Source organism: Pseudoalteromonas sp. 1CM17D, assembly GCF_023161805.1.
GTDB classification, from domain to species: Bacteria; Pseudomonadota; Gammaproteobacteria; order Enterobacterales; family Alteromonadaceae; genus Pseudoalteromonas; species Pseudoalteromonas atlantica.
Window position 1 is genome coordinate 157,089 of sequence record NZ_JALNTP010000006.1, and the last position, 14,734, is coordinate 171,822.

General features: G+C 40.3%; 14 protein-coding genes. All 14 read left to right on the forward strand.

Annotation, left to right across the window (positions count from 1 at the left end):
* Positions 1-25 precede the first annotated feature (25 nt).
* A complete protein-coding gene (locus MSC25_RS12320; protein ID WP_248443575.1) occupies positions 26-1,867 on the forward strand; it encodes a DUF885 domain-containing protein in 1,842 nt (613 codons plus the stop codon).
* Positions 1,868-1,962: 95 nt separating this feature from the next.
* Complete coding sequence (locus MSC25_RS12325) at positions 1,963-2,475, forward strand: YcgN family cysteine cluster protein (RefSeq protein ID WP_248443576.1); 513 nt, start codon at positions 1,963-1,965, stop codon at positions 2,473-2,475.
* Complete coding sequence (locus MSC25_RS12330) at positions 2,475-2,987, forward strand: RNA methyltransferase (RefSeq protein WP_126008849.1); 513 nt, start codon at positions 2,475-2,477, stop codon at positions 2,985-2,987. The genes MSC25_RS12325 and MSC25_RS12330 overlap by 1 nt, the downstream gene beginning before the upstream one ends.
* A 90-nt stretch (positions 2,988-3,077) precedes the next feature.
* Positions 3,078-3,965 carry a transporter substrate-binding domain-containing protein gene (locus tag MSC25_RS12335; protein WP_039972139.1) on the forward strand — a complete coding sequence of 296 codons (888 nt, stop codon included), beginning with the start codon at positions 3,078-3,080 and terminating at the stop codon, positions 3,963-3,965.
* A gap of 84 nt (positions 3,966-4,049) precedes the next feature.
* Complete coding sequence (locus tag MSC25_RS12340; protein ID WP_248443578.1) at positions 4,050-5,303, forward strand: sugar MFS transporter; 1,254 nt, start codon at positions 4,050-4,052, stop codon at positions 5,301-5,303.
* Between the two features lie 247 nt (positions 5,304-5,550).
* Positions 5,551-7,440 carry a methyl-accepting chemotaxis protein gene (locus MSC25_RS12345; protein ID WP_248443580.1) on the forward strand — a complete coding sequence of 630 codons (1,890 nt, stop codon included), beginning with the start codon at positions 5,551-5,553 and terminating at the stop codon, positions 7,438-7,440.
* A 3-nt stretch (positions 7,441-7,443) separates the two neighbouring features.
* Positions 7,444-8,541, forward strand: a complete 1,098-nt coding sequence (locus tag MSC25_RS12350) for a GGDEF domain-containing protein (RefSeq protein WP_248443581.1) — start codon at positions 7,444-7,446, stop codon at positions 8,539-8,541.
* Positions 8,538-9,152 carry a DsbA family protein gene (locus MSC25_RS12355; protein WP_024031704.1) on the forward strand — a complete coding sequence of 205 codons (615 nt, stop codon included), beginning with the start codon at positions 8,538-8,540 and terminating at the stop codon, positions 9,150-9,152. The genes MSC25_RS12350 and MSC25_RS12355 overlap by 4 nt, the downstream gene beginning before the upstream one ends.
* A gap of 232 nt (positions 9,153-9,384) precedes the next feature.
* A complete protein-coding gene (locus tag MSC25_RS12360) occupies positions 9,385-10,137 on the forward strand; it encodes a DUF3450 domain-containing protein (protein WP_004586345.1) in 753 nt (250 codons plus the stop codon).
* A 10-nt stretch (positions 10,138-10,147) separates the two neighbouring features.
* Positions 10,148-11,515: a MotA/TolQ/ExbB proton channel family protein gene (locus MSC25_RS12365; RefSeq protein ID WP_064387264.1), complete on the forward strand. Its 1,368-nt coding sequence runs from the start codon at positions 10,148-10,150 to the stop codon at positions 11,513-11,515.
* A gap of 3 nt (positions 11,516-11,518) precedes the next feature.
* Positions 11,519-12,046 carry a MotA/TolQ/ExbB proton channel family protein gene (locus MSC25_RS12370; RefSeq protein WP_029772985.1) on the forward strand — a complete coding sequence of 176 codons (528 nt, stop codon included), beginning with the start codon at positions 11,519-11,521 and terminating at the stop codon, positions 12,044-12,046.
* A 51-nt stretch (positions 12,047-12,097) separates the two neighbouring features.
* The gene (locus MSC25_RS12375) at positions 12,098-12,511 is read left to right on the forward strand and encodes a biopolymer transporter ExbD (protein WP_121638536.1); all 414 of its coding nucleotides are present in this window, start codon (positions 12,098-12,100) and stop codon (positions 12,509-12,511) included.
* A 12-nt stretch (positions 12,512-12,523) separates the two neighbouring features.
* Entirely contained in the window at positions 12,524-13,129 is a 606-nt protein-coding gene (locus tag MSC25_RS12380) for an energy transducer TonB (protein ID WP_248443652.1), read from the forward strand.
* A 33-nt stretch (positions 13,130-13,162) separates the two neighbouring features.
* Entirely contained in the window at positions 13,163-14,491 is a 1,329-nt protein-coding gene (locus tag MSC25_RS12385; protein ID WP_248443583.1) for a CDC27 family protein, read from the forward strand.
* Positions 14,492-14,734: the final 243 nt, after the last annotated feature.

Below are 14,734 nucleotides of genomic sequence, written 5' to 3' on the forward strand. Positions count from 1 at the left end.
GCTGACGATACTAAAAAGGATTACCATGAAATCAATTAAATTAGCCTTAGTTGCCAGTGGCGTTATGTTTGCTTTAAGTGGCTGTATGAACACACAAACCAGTAATAACACTGGCAATAGTGCACAGCTAAACACGTCAACCGCACCTGCAGCTATTGTTTCAGAGCTCTCTTATGAGCAGCAATTAGATGTACTTGTAGCACAGTACTACAACGAGTTACTCAGCTTTAAACCTATTAATGCAACTTATAGTGGTCGCAGTGAATTTAATGATAAGTATACCCCCGCTATTACCCAAAAGAATAGGGCAAAAAAAGCCGCGTTTTACAAAAAGTATCAACAACGTTTAACACTTATTGATAAGTCGCAGTTAACAGGGCAAGCGTTACTCAGCTATGAAATATTACAAAGAGACCTAGCACTTAATTTAGAGGGAATGCAATTTCCAAGCTATATGCTGCCTATTAACCAAATGGCGGGAGCGCATAATACCTTTGCAGGTTTTGGCTCGGGACAAAGTGCGCAGCCATTTAATACCGTAGAAGGTTACAATAATTTTATAAAACGAAGCGAAGGCTTTATTTCGTGGCTCAGCAGTGTAGAGCGCGCGATGGCGAAAGGGATTAAAGCGGGCATTACCTTACCAAAACCATTAGCTAAAAAGCTTCAGCCACAATTTGCTGCGCATGTGGTTAAAAATGCAGAGGATTCGTTATTTTGGGGGCCAATTAAAAACTTACCAGCCTCATTTACTGCACAGCAAAAGCAGCAAATAACGGCGCAATATAAAGCACTTATTATGCAGCAATTAGTGCCTGCATATAAAAGTATGAGCGACTTTTTAGCCAATCAATACATTCCTCAAAGCCGAGAAACGGTAGGTTATAGTGACTTGCCTAATGGTAAAGCTTGGTATGAATATCAAATTAAAAAAAATACCACGTTGAGCCTTTCTGCAGATGAAATACATGAGATTGGTTTAAGTGAAGTTTCGCGTATTTTAAGCCAGATGAAAAAAGTAAAACACGAGGTAGGTTTTAACGGCACTTTGGATGAATTTTTTCAGCACTTACGTGATTCGGACCAATTTTATTACGATACGCCAGAGGCATTAATTGCAGCATATGAAGATATAAAACAAAAAATAGATGCGCGCGTCCCTTTACTGTTCGATGTTGCGCCTAAAGCCCCTTATGTTGTAAAAGCGGTTGAACCTTACCGAGCCCAATCTGCAGCGGGTGCATCTTATGCAGCGCCGGCACCTGATGGCTCTCGACCAGGTATTTTTTACATCAATACTTATAACCTTAAAGCGCAGCCAAAATTTTTATTAGAAACACTCTCTATACACGAAGCCGCGCCAGGTCACCACTTTCAAATTGCTTTACAGCAAGAAATAGATGGCCTTCCAGATTTTAGAAAGTTTGGCGGCTACACGGTATTTGCAGAGGGCTGGGCGTTGTACGCAGAAAGCCTAGGAAAAGAGCTGGGCTTATTTACCGACCCTTATATGTGGTATGGGCGTTTGGCCGATGAGCAACTTAGAGCAATGCGCTTAGTGCTTGATACTGGCTTTCATGCAAAAGGCTGGACTCGAAAGCAAGGTATCGATTACATGCTGGCAAATTCGTCAATGGCTAAAAGCGATGTGATAGCAGAAGTTGAGCGTTATATTGCATGGCCTGGCCAAGCTCTTTCGTACAAATTGGGGCAATTTAAAATTCAACAATTACGTGACTACTCTAAAAAAGAGTTAGGTGATAAGTTTGATATTAAAGCGTTTCATACGCAAATATTGATTGATGGTGCCTTGCCGATGCCTATTTTAGAGGAAAAAATTAAACGTTGGGTTACTGCCAGTAAATAGCAAAATGCGCAAAGCCCGTACAAATAAAGGCACGGGCTTTGCGCACGCTGTAGCAATACGTTAGAATGCGCGCTCTTTAGGGGCGCGAGTAAATTATGTTTGATCAAGAGTTAGCAAATACACAGTTTTGGCTTAAAAAAAGCTTAGCCAATATGAACCAAAACGAATGGGAAGCGATTTGTGATGGTTGCGGAAAATGCTGTTTAAATACCTTTATTGACAGTGAAGATGAAGATGAATTTACCGCCACCGATCAACTACGTGAAGGCGAAGAGCTTATTTTCACCAATATTGTTTGCCAATATCTTGATAACAATACCTGTGGTTGTAGCGAATACGAAAACCGCCAAACGCTAGTCCCTTCTTGCGTTAAACTGACCAAAGCCAACCTTAAAGATATCTTTTTTATGCCGCAAAGCTGTAGTTATCGCCGTCTTCACGAGGGGCGAGGTTTAGCCTCTTGGCATCCGCTATTAAATCAGGGTGACAAAACCCAAATGCATGCGCTTGGTATTTCTGTTAAAGATAAAACCGTAAAAGACTGTGACGTAAAGCTCGATGACTTTGATTTATACATTGCTGAGTGGCCAACAAAGGATTGCGACTAATGAGCGAGTTTAAGGCTGTAATAGGTTTAATTAACCCAAAAAGCCCGACAAATGTTGGCGGCGTTTTACGTGCCGCGGGTTGCTATGACGCTAAACAAGTATTTTTTACCGGTAGTCGCTACTTAAATGCTAAAAAGTTTCATACCGATACTAAAAATGTTGTTGAGCGTATTGCACTTACCGGCACAGATAACCTACTCAGTGTAAAACCTGAAGGCGCAAAGGTTGTGGTTATTGAGCTGATTGAAGGCGCCACGGCGTTACCTGATTTTAAACACCCTGAAAACGCATTTTATGTATTTGGGCCAGAAGACGGCTCAGTACCAAAAGAGGTTTTAAAATGGTGCGATGAAGTGGTTTACGTACCTACAATTGGTTGTATGAACCTTGCGGCCACCTGTAATGTGGTACTTTACGACCGTTTAGCCAAACTTGGCGGGGTGGAGAGCAGCGACTCAACTATTATTAATTCTCGCGATACCAATAATAAAATGAAGTGGGTAAAAGCTTAAGCACCCACTGCTGTAATTTTAATTAAAATTTCTTTTACTTTATGTACTAAGTTCTACACTTTAGGAACATATTGTAAATGAAATTTAATTATGCGTTTATTTTTAATCCTCATACTCTTTTCATCTTATTGTTTTGCTGAGGTTCCTGTGACCTACATGCAAGATGATACTCGTCACACTGTAATAGGCGAGCGCTATAAATCGGGTTACCTATTTAGCGCGCCTAACAGTAAAGGCACTATCCATGTGGTAACCGAAGATTGGCCGCCTTACATTGGGAACAAACTTTGTAACAAAGGGTGGGTATACCAATTTGCGGTATCTACATTTAACAGTGCTGGCTATAATATTTATATTGAATTTGTACCCTGGGCTAGAGCTGTTAGAGCCGTTGAACTAGGCAAAGCGGATATTTTATTGCCAGAGTACTTTATTGAAGATACAGCCCCTTCTGATTACGTACCAAATCATACTCGTCGAAAATTACTTGGCCTTTCAAATTCGTTTTCGGGCGGCAATATCGGTTTTTTAAAACGCAAAGGCGAGCCCAACAGGTTCAATGGCAATTTAAAGTCGCTTAAAGGCTCGCGTATTGGTGTTGTAAGAGGGTACCAAAACACCCCTGAGTTTGATGCTATGATGGATAATAATGAGTTTATTATTATTCATGCCGTAGACGATTTACAACTTGTAAAATTACTCGCTGCAGGACGTGTAGATTTAATTATAGGTGACCCTGAAGTGCTAACTTACTCTGTAAAGTATGCCTCTTTAGCGGAAAATGAAAAACGCGCTTTACTCAGTGCCGTAGAGCCAGAAAGTAAGGTAATTCAATATAACCCTTTATATTTTGCGATAAGTAAAAAAACACCAAACTGGCTCACTGTTTTAGAAGATATTAATACAGCTTTATACAAATTTAAAAATAGCGGCGAAACCCAAAGGATGAAACAGGCCTTATTAAATGAATGTGATTAATTGTAACGTTCCAATTATTTTGTACTTATATTATGTCGCAAACGTGTAAAATCATTTTCAACTTGTTAATGGAGTGAAAATGACGTGAGTGAAATAAATACCAATCAATCATTTGCGGTCAAAGAGCAACAAAATAAAAATTACCTGTTACCGCTGACTGCAATGACCACACTGTTTTTTTTATGGGGTTTTATTACCGTTTTAAACGACGTACTAATCCCTCGTCTGAAAGGCGTTTTTGACCTAACTTACTTTGAAGCAATGCTCGTACAGTTTTGCTTTTTTGGCGCCTATTTTATTGTCTCTATTCCAGCTGGAATTTTGGTTAAACAATTAGGTTATAAAAAAGGCATACTCACTGGCCTAGTGGTTGCCTCAATTGGCTGTATGTTGTTCTACCCTGCGGTGGTGGTGCATGAATACTGGTTGTTTTTAGGTGCTTTATTTGTATTGGCTGCTGGTGTAACTGTTTTGCAGGTTTCTGCGAACCCGTATGTAGCTGCTTTAGGGCCAGAAAAAACCGCCTCATCTAGGCTAAATTTAGCGCAAGCACTTAATGCCTTAGGGACAACAGTAGGCCCGTATGTTGGGGGTATCCTGTTTTTTGGTACCGCAGGTACATTAGCGGCAAGTGCTGCTACTGCTGAATCTGTAAAAGTACCTTATTTAATGTTAGCAGCGGCCTTACTTATTATTGCTATCGTATTTGCCTTTATTAAGCTTCCTGAAATAGAGGGCCATAAAGAAGAAAATAACCCGGTTAATGAAACTCGCTCACTAACACAGGCACCTCATTTAACAATGGGCGTATTTGCTATATTTTGTTATGTCGGTGGTGAAGTAGCTATAGGTAGTTTTTTAGTTAACTTTTTTGGTGAAGCACATATAGCTGGGCTTGAAGAGCACACTGCTGCTGCACTGATCAGCTACTATTGGGGCGGAGCAATGGTTGGCCGCTTTATTGGCTCTGCTGCGCTACAAAAAATAGCGCCATCTAAAGCATTGGCATTTAATGCCTGCATGGTAATTGCCTTGTTACTTGTGACTATATTTACGCAGGGCAATGTAGCCCTGTACGCGGTATTGGCCATTGGTTTATTTAACTCAATTATGTTCCCGACTATATTTTCTGTAGCGATAGAGCGCTTAGGCTCATTAACTAGTAAAGGTTCTGGTTGGTTGTGTTTGGCAATAGTAGGGGGTGCCTTGGTGCCTTTATTACAAGGTTACATTGCTGATGTTGTTAATATTCAGCAAAGCTTTTTTGTTCCGCTAGTATGTTATGTATTTATTGCTTGGTATGGCTTAAACGTGGTTCGTTTAGCTAAAAAGTGGTAAATACTCCCCGATGAAAAAGCGACTGAATACGTATTCAGTCGCTTTTTTATTACCATTTTATAGGAACGTTCCAAACGATGGCTTGTTTTTTAAAAAAATAGAGTCGTTACAACTATATACCGAACAGAGCTGGTTCTTTATTCTTATTTTAAGTACATAACCTGCTTATCTACCTCATTAACGACGACATACCTTTAAATTTTTGCTAAAAATATAATTAATAACAAAAAAATAAAAAAGGGCAGTCATGCTTAACTCACTTAAATTCACCTCAAAAGTGACTATTGCAGCATCTATGGTACTGGTTATTGTACTGGGTTTATTTGCTATAAATAATTACATCGCCATGCGAAACCAAACGCAACAGCAGCTCGATTTAGTCCTTAAGCAAAATTCAGAATCTACCTCACAAAACATTGCAAGCTGGCTTAACGCCAAACTCACCATAGTAAAATCGATTGCGCAAACTCACAAAAACAGTGATCCAAAACAGTTAACCCTTGCCCAGCTTAATACTGCTAAATACGCTGGTGGCTTTAAAAATACGTATATAGGTAAACCAAGTGGTTTATTTATACTTAACGATCAAAGCATTGTATTGCCCTCTGATTTTGATGCCACCTCGCGCCCTTGGTATAAGTTAGTTGAAAATAAAAGCTATACCGCATTTACCACCCCGTATATTGATGTAACCACCAACGAGCTGACTATATCTGCCGTTGTGCCCATTCAAAGCAATGGCCGCTTTAGTGGTGTAGCGGGTGCAGATATAGACATGCACACAGTAACTGAAATAATTAACGATATTGATTTTTTAGGGTTAGGGTATGCTTTTTTAGTAGATAAAAATGGCCAAGTGCTGAGCCATCCTAATAGCGAACTTAATTTAAAAAACACCGCCGAATTATTTGGCCAACCTACCGCGCTTAATAGTGAATTTACACAATATGATATAGCGGGTGAGCCGCAGTTGATATCGTTTACTAAAATACGTGGCATAGACAATGTTGACTGGTATTTAGGTGTCGTTATTGATAAAAACCAAGCCTATGCAGAGGTGTCTCGTTTTGGTATTAACGCGCTTATTTATATGTTAGTGGGAATTGTGGCCATTATTGTGTTTATGCAATTTTTACTGCGTTACTTAATGCAACCTATGGCGCGCCTAAATGATGCACTAGAAGATATTGCAAAAGGCGAAGGCGATTTAACCAAACGTTTAAAGGTTGAAAACAATGATGAGTTTGGCCAAATTAGTCACTCGTTTAACATTTTTATTGAAAAAATTCAGCACTCTATAGAACACGTTAAATTAACGACCGAACAACTCGATAGCGTAATAGCCAGCGTGGTGTCGCAGACACATTCTTCACTAGCCATGCACCATGACCAAACAAAACGTACTGATAGTGTTGCCATGGCGGTTAATAATTTTTCACAATCGGCTATGGCTATTGCTAATAACGCCAGTGACGCTTCTGTAATTGCTAAAAATGCAGATGAGCATTCAACACAAAACCAGCAAACCTTATTGCACAGCGTTAATAGTATTCATCAGTTATCAGCCAATATGGAACAAGCGCAACACACTATTAATAGCCTTAACGCGCATACAATTAGCATTGGGCAAGTGCTTGAGGTGATAAAAGGTGTGAGCGAGCAAACCAACTTACTTGCATTAAATGCGGCAATTGAAGCTGCAAGAGCAGGCGAAGCTGGGCGCGGTTTTGCTGTTGTTGCTGATGAGGTACGCCAGTTAGCTCATCGTACTCAGCAATCAACCCAAGAGATTGAAGATACCGTAGGGCAATTACAAAGAGGCTCAAACCAAGCGGTAGAGCTGATGAAAACAAGCATTCAAGACAGTGAAAAAAGCGTAGAGCACGCTGAAGGTGTGAGCGTGTTAATGGGCCAAATAATAGAGTCAATAAAACAAATTAGCAATGCTAATCATAGTGTTGCCAATGCCACTGTTGAGCAAAACGACCTTGTTAAAGTGCTCGACGCAGACATTACAAGCATGAGTGAGTTATCGGTACAAAGCCAAGAAAATTTAAAAAACACCCTCAATGAATGTACTAAACTTAAACAACAATTTAGTGATTTAGAGCAAATGGTTCAAAAGTTTAGAGTTTAAAATATGCCAAAAAAATCGATTACAGGACAAAGTTGGTTAAGCCTTATTAACATAGATAAGGTGTATAGCTCGGATAAACAGCGCCAAGCATTTTCACTATTCACCATGATAGCCATTGCTATTATTGTTATCTCTATGTTGGTGGTGTTTAACTACACGGTGTATTCGCCTATTCTTACCGCGTCGTTAATCGCGGTTGATATTACCCTTATTAGCGGCACTTTTTATTTTATAAAAACAGCCAAGCTTGAAATGGTTGCACTTATAAGTATGTGTATAGTGTTTATTATGTGTGTGGCCCTTACGTATACCGGCGGAAAAGAAAATACCGCGCTTTATTGGCTAATGTTTTACCCTGTAGTGTGTTTTGCCTCTTTAGGTGTAAAGCATGGCTGCAGGCTTGGCTTATGCTTATTACTGTGCTGCAGTATTATTTTATACGGGCCTGATTTTGGCCAAGTTAACTATGGCAGTATTGAAAAGTCTCGTTTTTTAGCCTCTTTTACACTGGTGTTTATTTTTTCGTTTATAGGTGAATATTTCAGGCATAAAAGTCACCTGGCAATTGCTGATATAACCCTTGCGCAAACGCAAGATGCTTATACAGATCAGTTAACGGGTGGCGCGAACAGGCGTTTCATCACCGCTCACTTTTTAAAATTAGCCGCTAAAACGCCCGAAAACTACCTGCCGTTTTCTATTTTATTACTTGATTTAGATTATTTTAAACGACTAAACGACACCTATGGTCATGATTTTGGCGATACAGTGTTGATAGAATTTACCAAATTACTTGATTCACAATTTCCAAACTCCGCAGTTAAAGCCCGTTATGGAGGCGAAGAGTTTGTGGTGATTTTACCTAAAGAAACAGCCCCAGTGGCTATAAAATTAGCCGATGATTTTAGACAATGTGTCGCAAAACAAGCTATTTTAACCAGCGATAATAAACGGGTATTTATTACCTGTAGTATTGGGGTGGCACAGGTTGATGATGTGGATCATTACAGCCGTGCACTTAAACAAGCAGACGAATACCTGTACCTAGCTAAAGAGCAAGGGCGTAACAAAGTTGTATCAAATCACACAGGAACACTATGACTCAAACTAAACTTATATATGTACACGACCCTATGTGCAGTTGGTGCTGGGGATATAAACCGACGTGGTTAAAACTAAAAGCCGCATTAGCTTCGCAGCTGACTATAGAATACAAAGTAGGGGGGCTTGCTCCAGATAGCCAAGAGCCCATGCCAGAAAATATGCGCGCCATGCTCCAAAGCACGTGGCATAAAATTAGTGCGATGTTGGGCACACAGTTTAATTTTGATTTTTGGCAGGTTTGTCAGCCAAGGCGCTCTACTTACCCAGCCTGCAGAGCGGCGATTATTGCCAGAGCGCATAATAAAGAGCCACAAATGATAGAGGCAATTCAACATGCTTATTATCTACATGCTCAAAACCCATCTGATGAAAGTACTCTAATTACCTTAGCTGAAAAAATAGGCATAGATAAACAACAGTTTACCGAGGAACTTTGCTCTGAGGCTTTGAATCAAAAATTACATGAGGAGTTAGCATTTAGTGCAAGCTTGCCAATACAAGGCTTTCCTTCGTTAGTATTAATAACTGATAATAAAGCCATTGCAATTAAAATAAATTACACCGATCACCAGCAAACACTAAACACAATTAGCGCTTTATTAGCTTAACAACTAGCCAAAATGCGTGTATTTGCTGCTTTAATACACGCTTTGCATATAAACACTCCGATATAAGACGCAAATGTTACAGCTGTAACAAAATAGACTTTTTTGCGCAACATGCCTGTCATTATTCATCTATACAATTTCACTCATTGAAAATCTTTAGCCTAAAACAAGTCAGTTTAGGCTAAAACAACAAACTAGCAAATCCGCTAATTAACGAGTAAAGGTGTATGCGATGAAAGGCGTTAAACCATTGATCTTAGCTGGTATTGTAGCAGCAAGTGCTGCAGTACATGCCAATGATTTAGAAAAGGTTATCGATAAAAGCAGTGAAATAAATAAATCAGCTGCGCAATCACAAACAAAAATAGACAAGATTGCTGATTCAATGCAAGGACGTCTTCAACAGTTTAAAACCCTTAATAAAGAAATTGATGGTTTAACTGTTTATAACGCGCAATTAACTAAACAGTTAAATAACCAAATTGAAGAAATGGAGTCACTTAACCTTTCAATGGATCAGGTCTCTATTATTGAGCGTCAGATCACACCACTAATGCTGCGCATGATTGAAGGGCTTGAGCAATTTGTAGCACTTGATGTGCCATTTTTGCAAGAAGAGCGCACTAAGCGTATTAGCTCTTTAAACGCCATGATGGACCGTGCAGATATTAACTCAAGCGAAAAATTCCGCCGCGTATTAGAAGCATACCAAGTAGAAGTTGATTATGGACGCACTATTGAAGCCTACACCTCACTGTTAACGGTAGACGGTAAAGAGCGTGAAGTAGACTTTTTACGCATTGGCCGCTTAGAGCTTATTTATTTAACACGTGATGGTAAGCAAGCTGGTAGCTGGGATGAAGAAACAAAATCGTTTGTTACTTTACCAGACTCAACAATTAGCCAAATCAACAAAGGTTTACGTATCGCACGTAAGCAACTTGCCCCAGATATGTTAACTCTGCCAGTACACGCAGCAGAATAAGAGGTTGAAGATGAAACTGTTTACTCAAATGACAAAAATGGCCCTTTTTGCTGCAAGCCTAAGCTTTGCAGGCGCAAGTGTGGCAGCTGAGCCTATGGACTTAGACTCACTATTAAAAACACTTGAAGAAGGCAAATCGGCTCAAAGCGCGCAAAACAAGCAACGCGAACAAGAATTTATGGCGCGCCAAAACGAACAAGTGCAAATGCTTAACAACACACAAGCAAAACGTAATCAAATGCTTGCTGAGTCTGAGCGCTTAGAAACACAGTTTGAAGAAAACGAAATTAAACTTGCTAACTTAACAGATACACTGTCTAAACGAATGGGTTCTCTAAAAGAGCTATTTGGTGTGCTTCAGCAAGTTGCTGGTGATTCTAGCAATAAGTTCGCTACCTCTGTGGTATCAGCTGAAATTGCGGGTCGTAGCACATTTATGGATGAGCTAGCACAAAAAATGGGCTCTACTTCAAAGCTTGCCTCTATCGAAGATATTGAAAAAGTATGGTTTGAGCTACAACGCGAAATGACAGAGCAAGGTAAAGTAAGCCGCTTTACTACCGATGTAATTGTACAAGGTGGTGAAAAAGCACAGCAAGAAGTGGTACGTGTAGGTGCTTTTAACTTAATCTCTAACGGTAAATACCTAGAATTTAACCCAGTAACAAATACCTTAAGCGAGTTAAATCGCCAGCCTGTAGCACGTTTTACTGCAACTGCAGAAGAGTTACAAAATGCAAAAAATGGTGTTGTGCAGTTTGCACTTGACCCAACGGGTGGCTCAATTTTAGGTTTATTAGTGCAAGCACCAGATACCGAAGAGCGCGTACACCAAGGTGGCACAGTCGGTTACGTTATTTTAGGTGTAGGTGTTATTGCTTTACTTATCTCACTTGAACGTTTTTTCTCATTACTGATTATGGGCGGTAAAATTCGTCGTCAACTTAAAGATGATGTAGCACGGGATGACAACCCACTTGGCCGCGTAATGAAAGTTAAAGATCAATTCCCTGATGTTGCCCACGACACATTAGAGCTTAAATTAAGCGAAGCTATTTTACGTGAAATGCCAAAAGTAACGCGTAATTTAACGCTTATTAAAATCATCTCGGTGGTGGCGCCGCTGCTAGGTTTACTAGGTACAGTAACCGGTATGATCAACACCTTCCAAGCAATCACATTATTTGGTACAGGTGACCCTAAACTAATGGCTGGTGGTATTTCGCAAGCATTGGTAACAACGGTGCTAGGCTTAGTTGTGGCAATTCCTACGGTATTTTTATACACCCTACTTAATACACGCGCTAAAAACATTTTGCTTACTATTCAAGAGCAAAGCGCAGGTATTATCGCACAGCGAAGCGAGAAGGGAGCATAAACCATGGTGCTATTGATTGACTCAATCAATGCTATCCGTGATTTTCTCGACACTGGTGGCCAAGTCCTCTTGGTCATCGGGGTGTTAATCTTCGCGATGTGGTTATTGATACTCGAGCGATTTATTTATTTTTTCAAAGGTTTTCGTAGTTACAAGCAAAACGTAAAAGCGCAGTGGAAAAACCGTGCAGAGCGCAATAGCTGGAATGCTGAGCAAATACGCCAGGCGATGATTTCACGTGCTTCAATGCGTTTAGACACCAACTTAGCACTGATAAATGTAATGGTTGCATTGTGTCCGCTACTTGGCCTGTTAGGCACAGTAACGGGAATGATTGAAGTATTTGATGTAATGGCAATTACCGGTACGGGTAGTGCGCGCTCTATGGCATCAGGTGTTTCTAAAGCAACTATTCCAACCATGGCAGGTATGGTTGGTGCACTTTCTGGTGTATTTGCCTCTACGTTTTTACAGCGCAGAGCCAAGCGCGAAGTTGAACTACTTGAAGACAGCATGGTTTTAGACCATTAAGTAACATTTTGATAAGCGGCTTATAGAGTCGCTCATCCTAGGAGAATAAAAATGAGAGCCCCGTTAGGAAACCTATTACAAGAAGACGAAGCAGAAGAAATTAACATGACCCCAATGTTAGACGTTGTATTTATCATGCTTATTTTCTTCATCGTTACCGCCTCGTTTGTTAAAGAAGCCGGTATTGATGTAAACCGCCCAGAAGCCGCAACAGCGGTTAAAAAAGAACGCGCTAATATTTTAGTGGCTATTTCTGATACAGGCGAGATTTGGATTAATAAACGTAAAATCGATGTACGTGCAGTGCAAGCCAATATCGAACGCTTAAAAGCAGAAAACCCACAAGGGAGCGTGGTTATTCAAGCTGATAAAAAAGCCACCACTGATATGTTAATCAAAGTAATGGATGCGTCGCGTGCTGCAGGTGCGTTTGATGTTTCAATTGCTGCACAAGATGCGTCTTAAGGGTTAGCCATGTTGCGATATTTAGTAGCATTAATAGTAGCGGGTGTAGTGACCTTTATGCTGTTTTTAGGCATGCAGGCACTGATCACCGGTGGTGAAGGTGCCATGTCGGAGCCAGTAAAAGGAAACGTTTTAGACTTTGTACGTTTGAAAAAAGAAGAAACGGTACAAAAGAAAGAGCGTAAACCGCAAAAGCCACCTACACCAAAAGAGCCACCACCGCCTATGGAGTCGCCGCAAATTCAAAATAATGATGCAAACGCGGCCAGTAATAATTTTGATTTTGGTGCGGATGTAGGCAGCGACGTTGACCTAGCGGGTGGCTTAGCGCTTGAAACAAGTGATGGTGAATACCTACCCATTGTAAAAGTAGCTCCAGTGTATCCACGTCGTGCTTTGTCGCGTGGTATTGAAGGCTATGTAATTGTTGAATTTACAGTAACTAAGCAAGGTACTGTACGTGACCCGCAAGTAGTAAAAGCGGTTCCTGAGTCACTGTTTGATAGAGCAGCGATGGATGCCGCACTTAAATTTAAATATAAACCGCGCGTAGTAAATGGTGAAGCCGTTGAAGTGGCGGGTGTTCAAAACAAAATATCTTTCCAAATTAATGGTTAACTTATCTTAATTGGATGAAATAGCGAGGCGATTATGAAATTACTACCTACAGCTAAAAATTTAAAACTGGCATTATTTTGCACTGCCGCGATCAGTGCAAGTATTGTTGTGCCAAGTACGCTAAGCCTTGTGCCGGGGCTAAACGTAGCAACTGCCCATGCAGAGCAAGAGCAAAAAACAAAGCGTGTACCCGCACTGCGCGAAAAGGTTTATAGCCAGCTTGCTCGTGCGCAAAAGCTCGCTGATGATGGCGATGTAAAAGGCGGCCTTGAAGCACTTGATAGCATTCAAGAGCGAGCTTCAAGTATGAACTCGTACGAAATTGCCATGATGCATAACTTTTATGGCTTTATTTATTACAACGAAAATGATTTACCAAAAGCCATAGCCTCGTTTGAAAAAGTGGTAGCCGAGGAGGCTATTCCTGAATCATTACGTTTAAGTACCACGTTTAGCCTAGCGCAGCTTGCAATGGCCAACGGCGAGTATAAAAAAGTTATCGCGTTTTTAGATAAGTGGGATGAAATAAATACCAAACCTATTACAGAAGGGTATTACTTACTTAGAGCGCAAACTTACTACCAGTTAAAAGAATACCCAAAGGGGCTTGAGTACATTAATCAAGTTATTGCTCTTAGCGACAGCGAAGGTAAAACCCCTAAAGAAAACTGGCTGGTACTACAGCGCGCTATGTATTACTCACTTAATCAAACAGATAAAGTAGTTGCAGTGCTTGAGCGCATGGTTAAACTTTACAATAAACCAGAGTATTGGGTTCAGCTAGCTGGTATGTACGGAGAAACCGGCAAAGAAAAAGAGCAACTAGCAGTAATCGAAGCGGCGTATCAACAAGGCTTTTTAAAAACCAAGTCTGATTTAAGACAATTATCGCAAACTTACCTTTATAACGGCCTGGCATACAAAGCAGCTAAAACAATGAGTGATGCGATAGAAAAAGGCATTGTAGAAAAATCAGCGAAAAACTATGCCTTTATTGCAGAGGCCATGATCCAAGCTAAAGAAGATGAAAAATCGATTAGCTACTTTGCAAAAGCGGCTGACCTATCAGAGCATGGTATGTACGATCAACGCCTAGCAGAAGTGTTTGTTAACACTGAGCAATACGAAGAAGCGGCTGATGCTGCGCGTAAGGCGCTTGATAAAGGCGGCCTTGATTTTGAATCAAACGCTTACGTTGCGCTAGGTATGGCACAGTACAATATGCAAAATTTTGATGCGTCTATTTTAGCGTTTGAACAAGCCCAAAAGCATGATAAATCACAACGTTTAGCAAAGCAGTGGATTAAATATGTTAAGCGTGAAAAAGTGCATGCGCAAACACTTAAAGCCGCGTTACTTTAACTTTATACCCTAACGCTATTTTACAAATAATAAAGCGTTTACCTATTTCATAATCGCAACACCAAAACCGCCTTAGGGCGGTTTTTTTCGTTGTTAAAATATTTAAGTCGTTGAATTTAAATTAATTACTATTGTCATCTTATGGTTACTAAACTGTAACTGGTTTGTCATATCTCTACAGTATCTTATTTGCATCCGATAACTCAGGTCACCTTAATGCATGAGTATCGTGCCTTAAAGTGA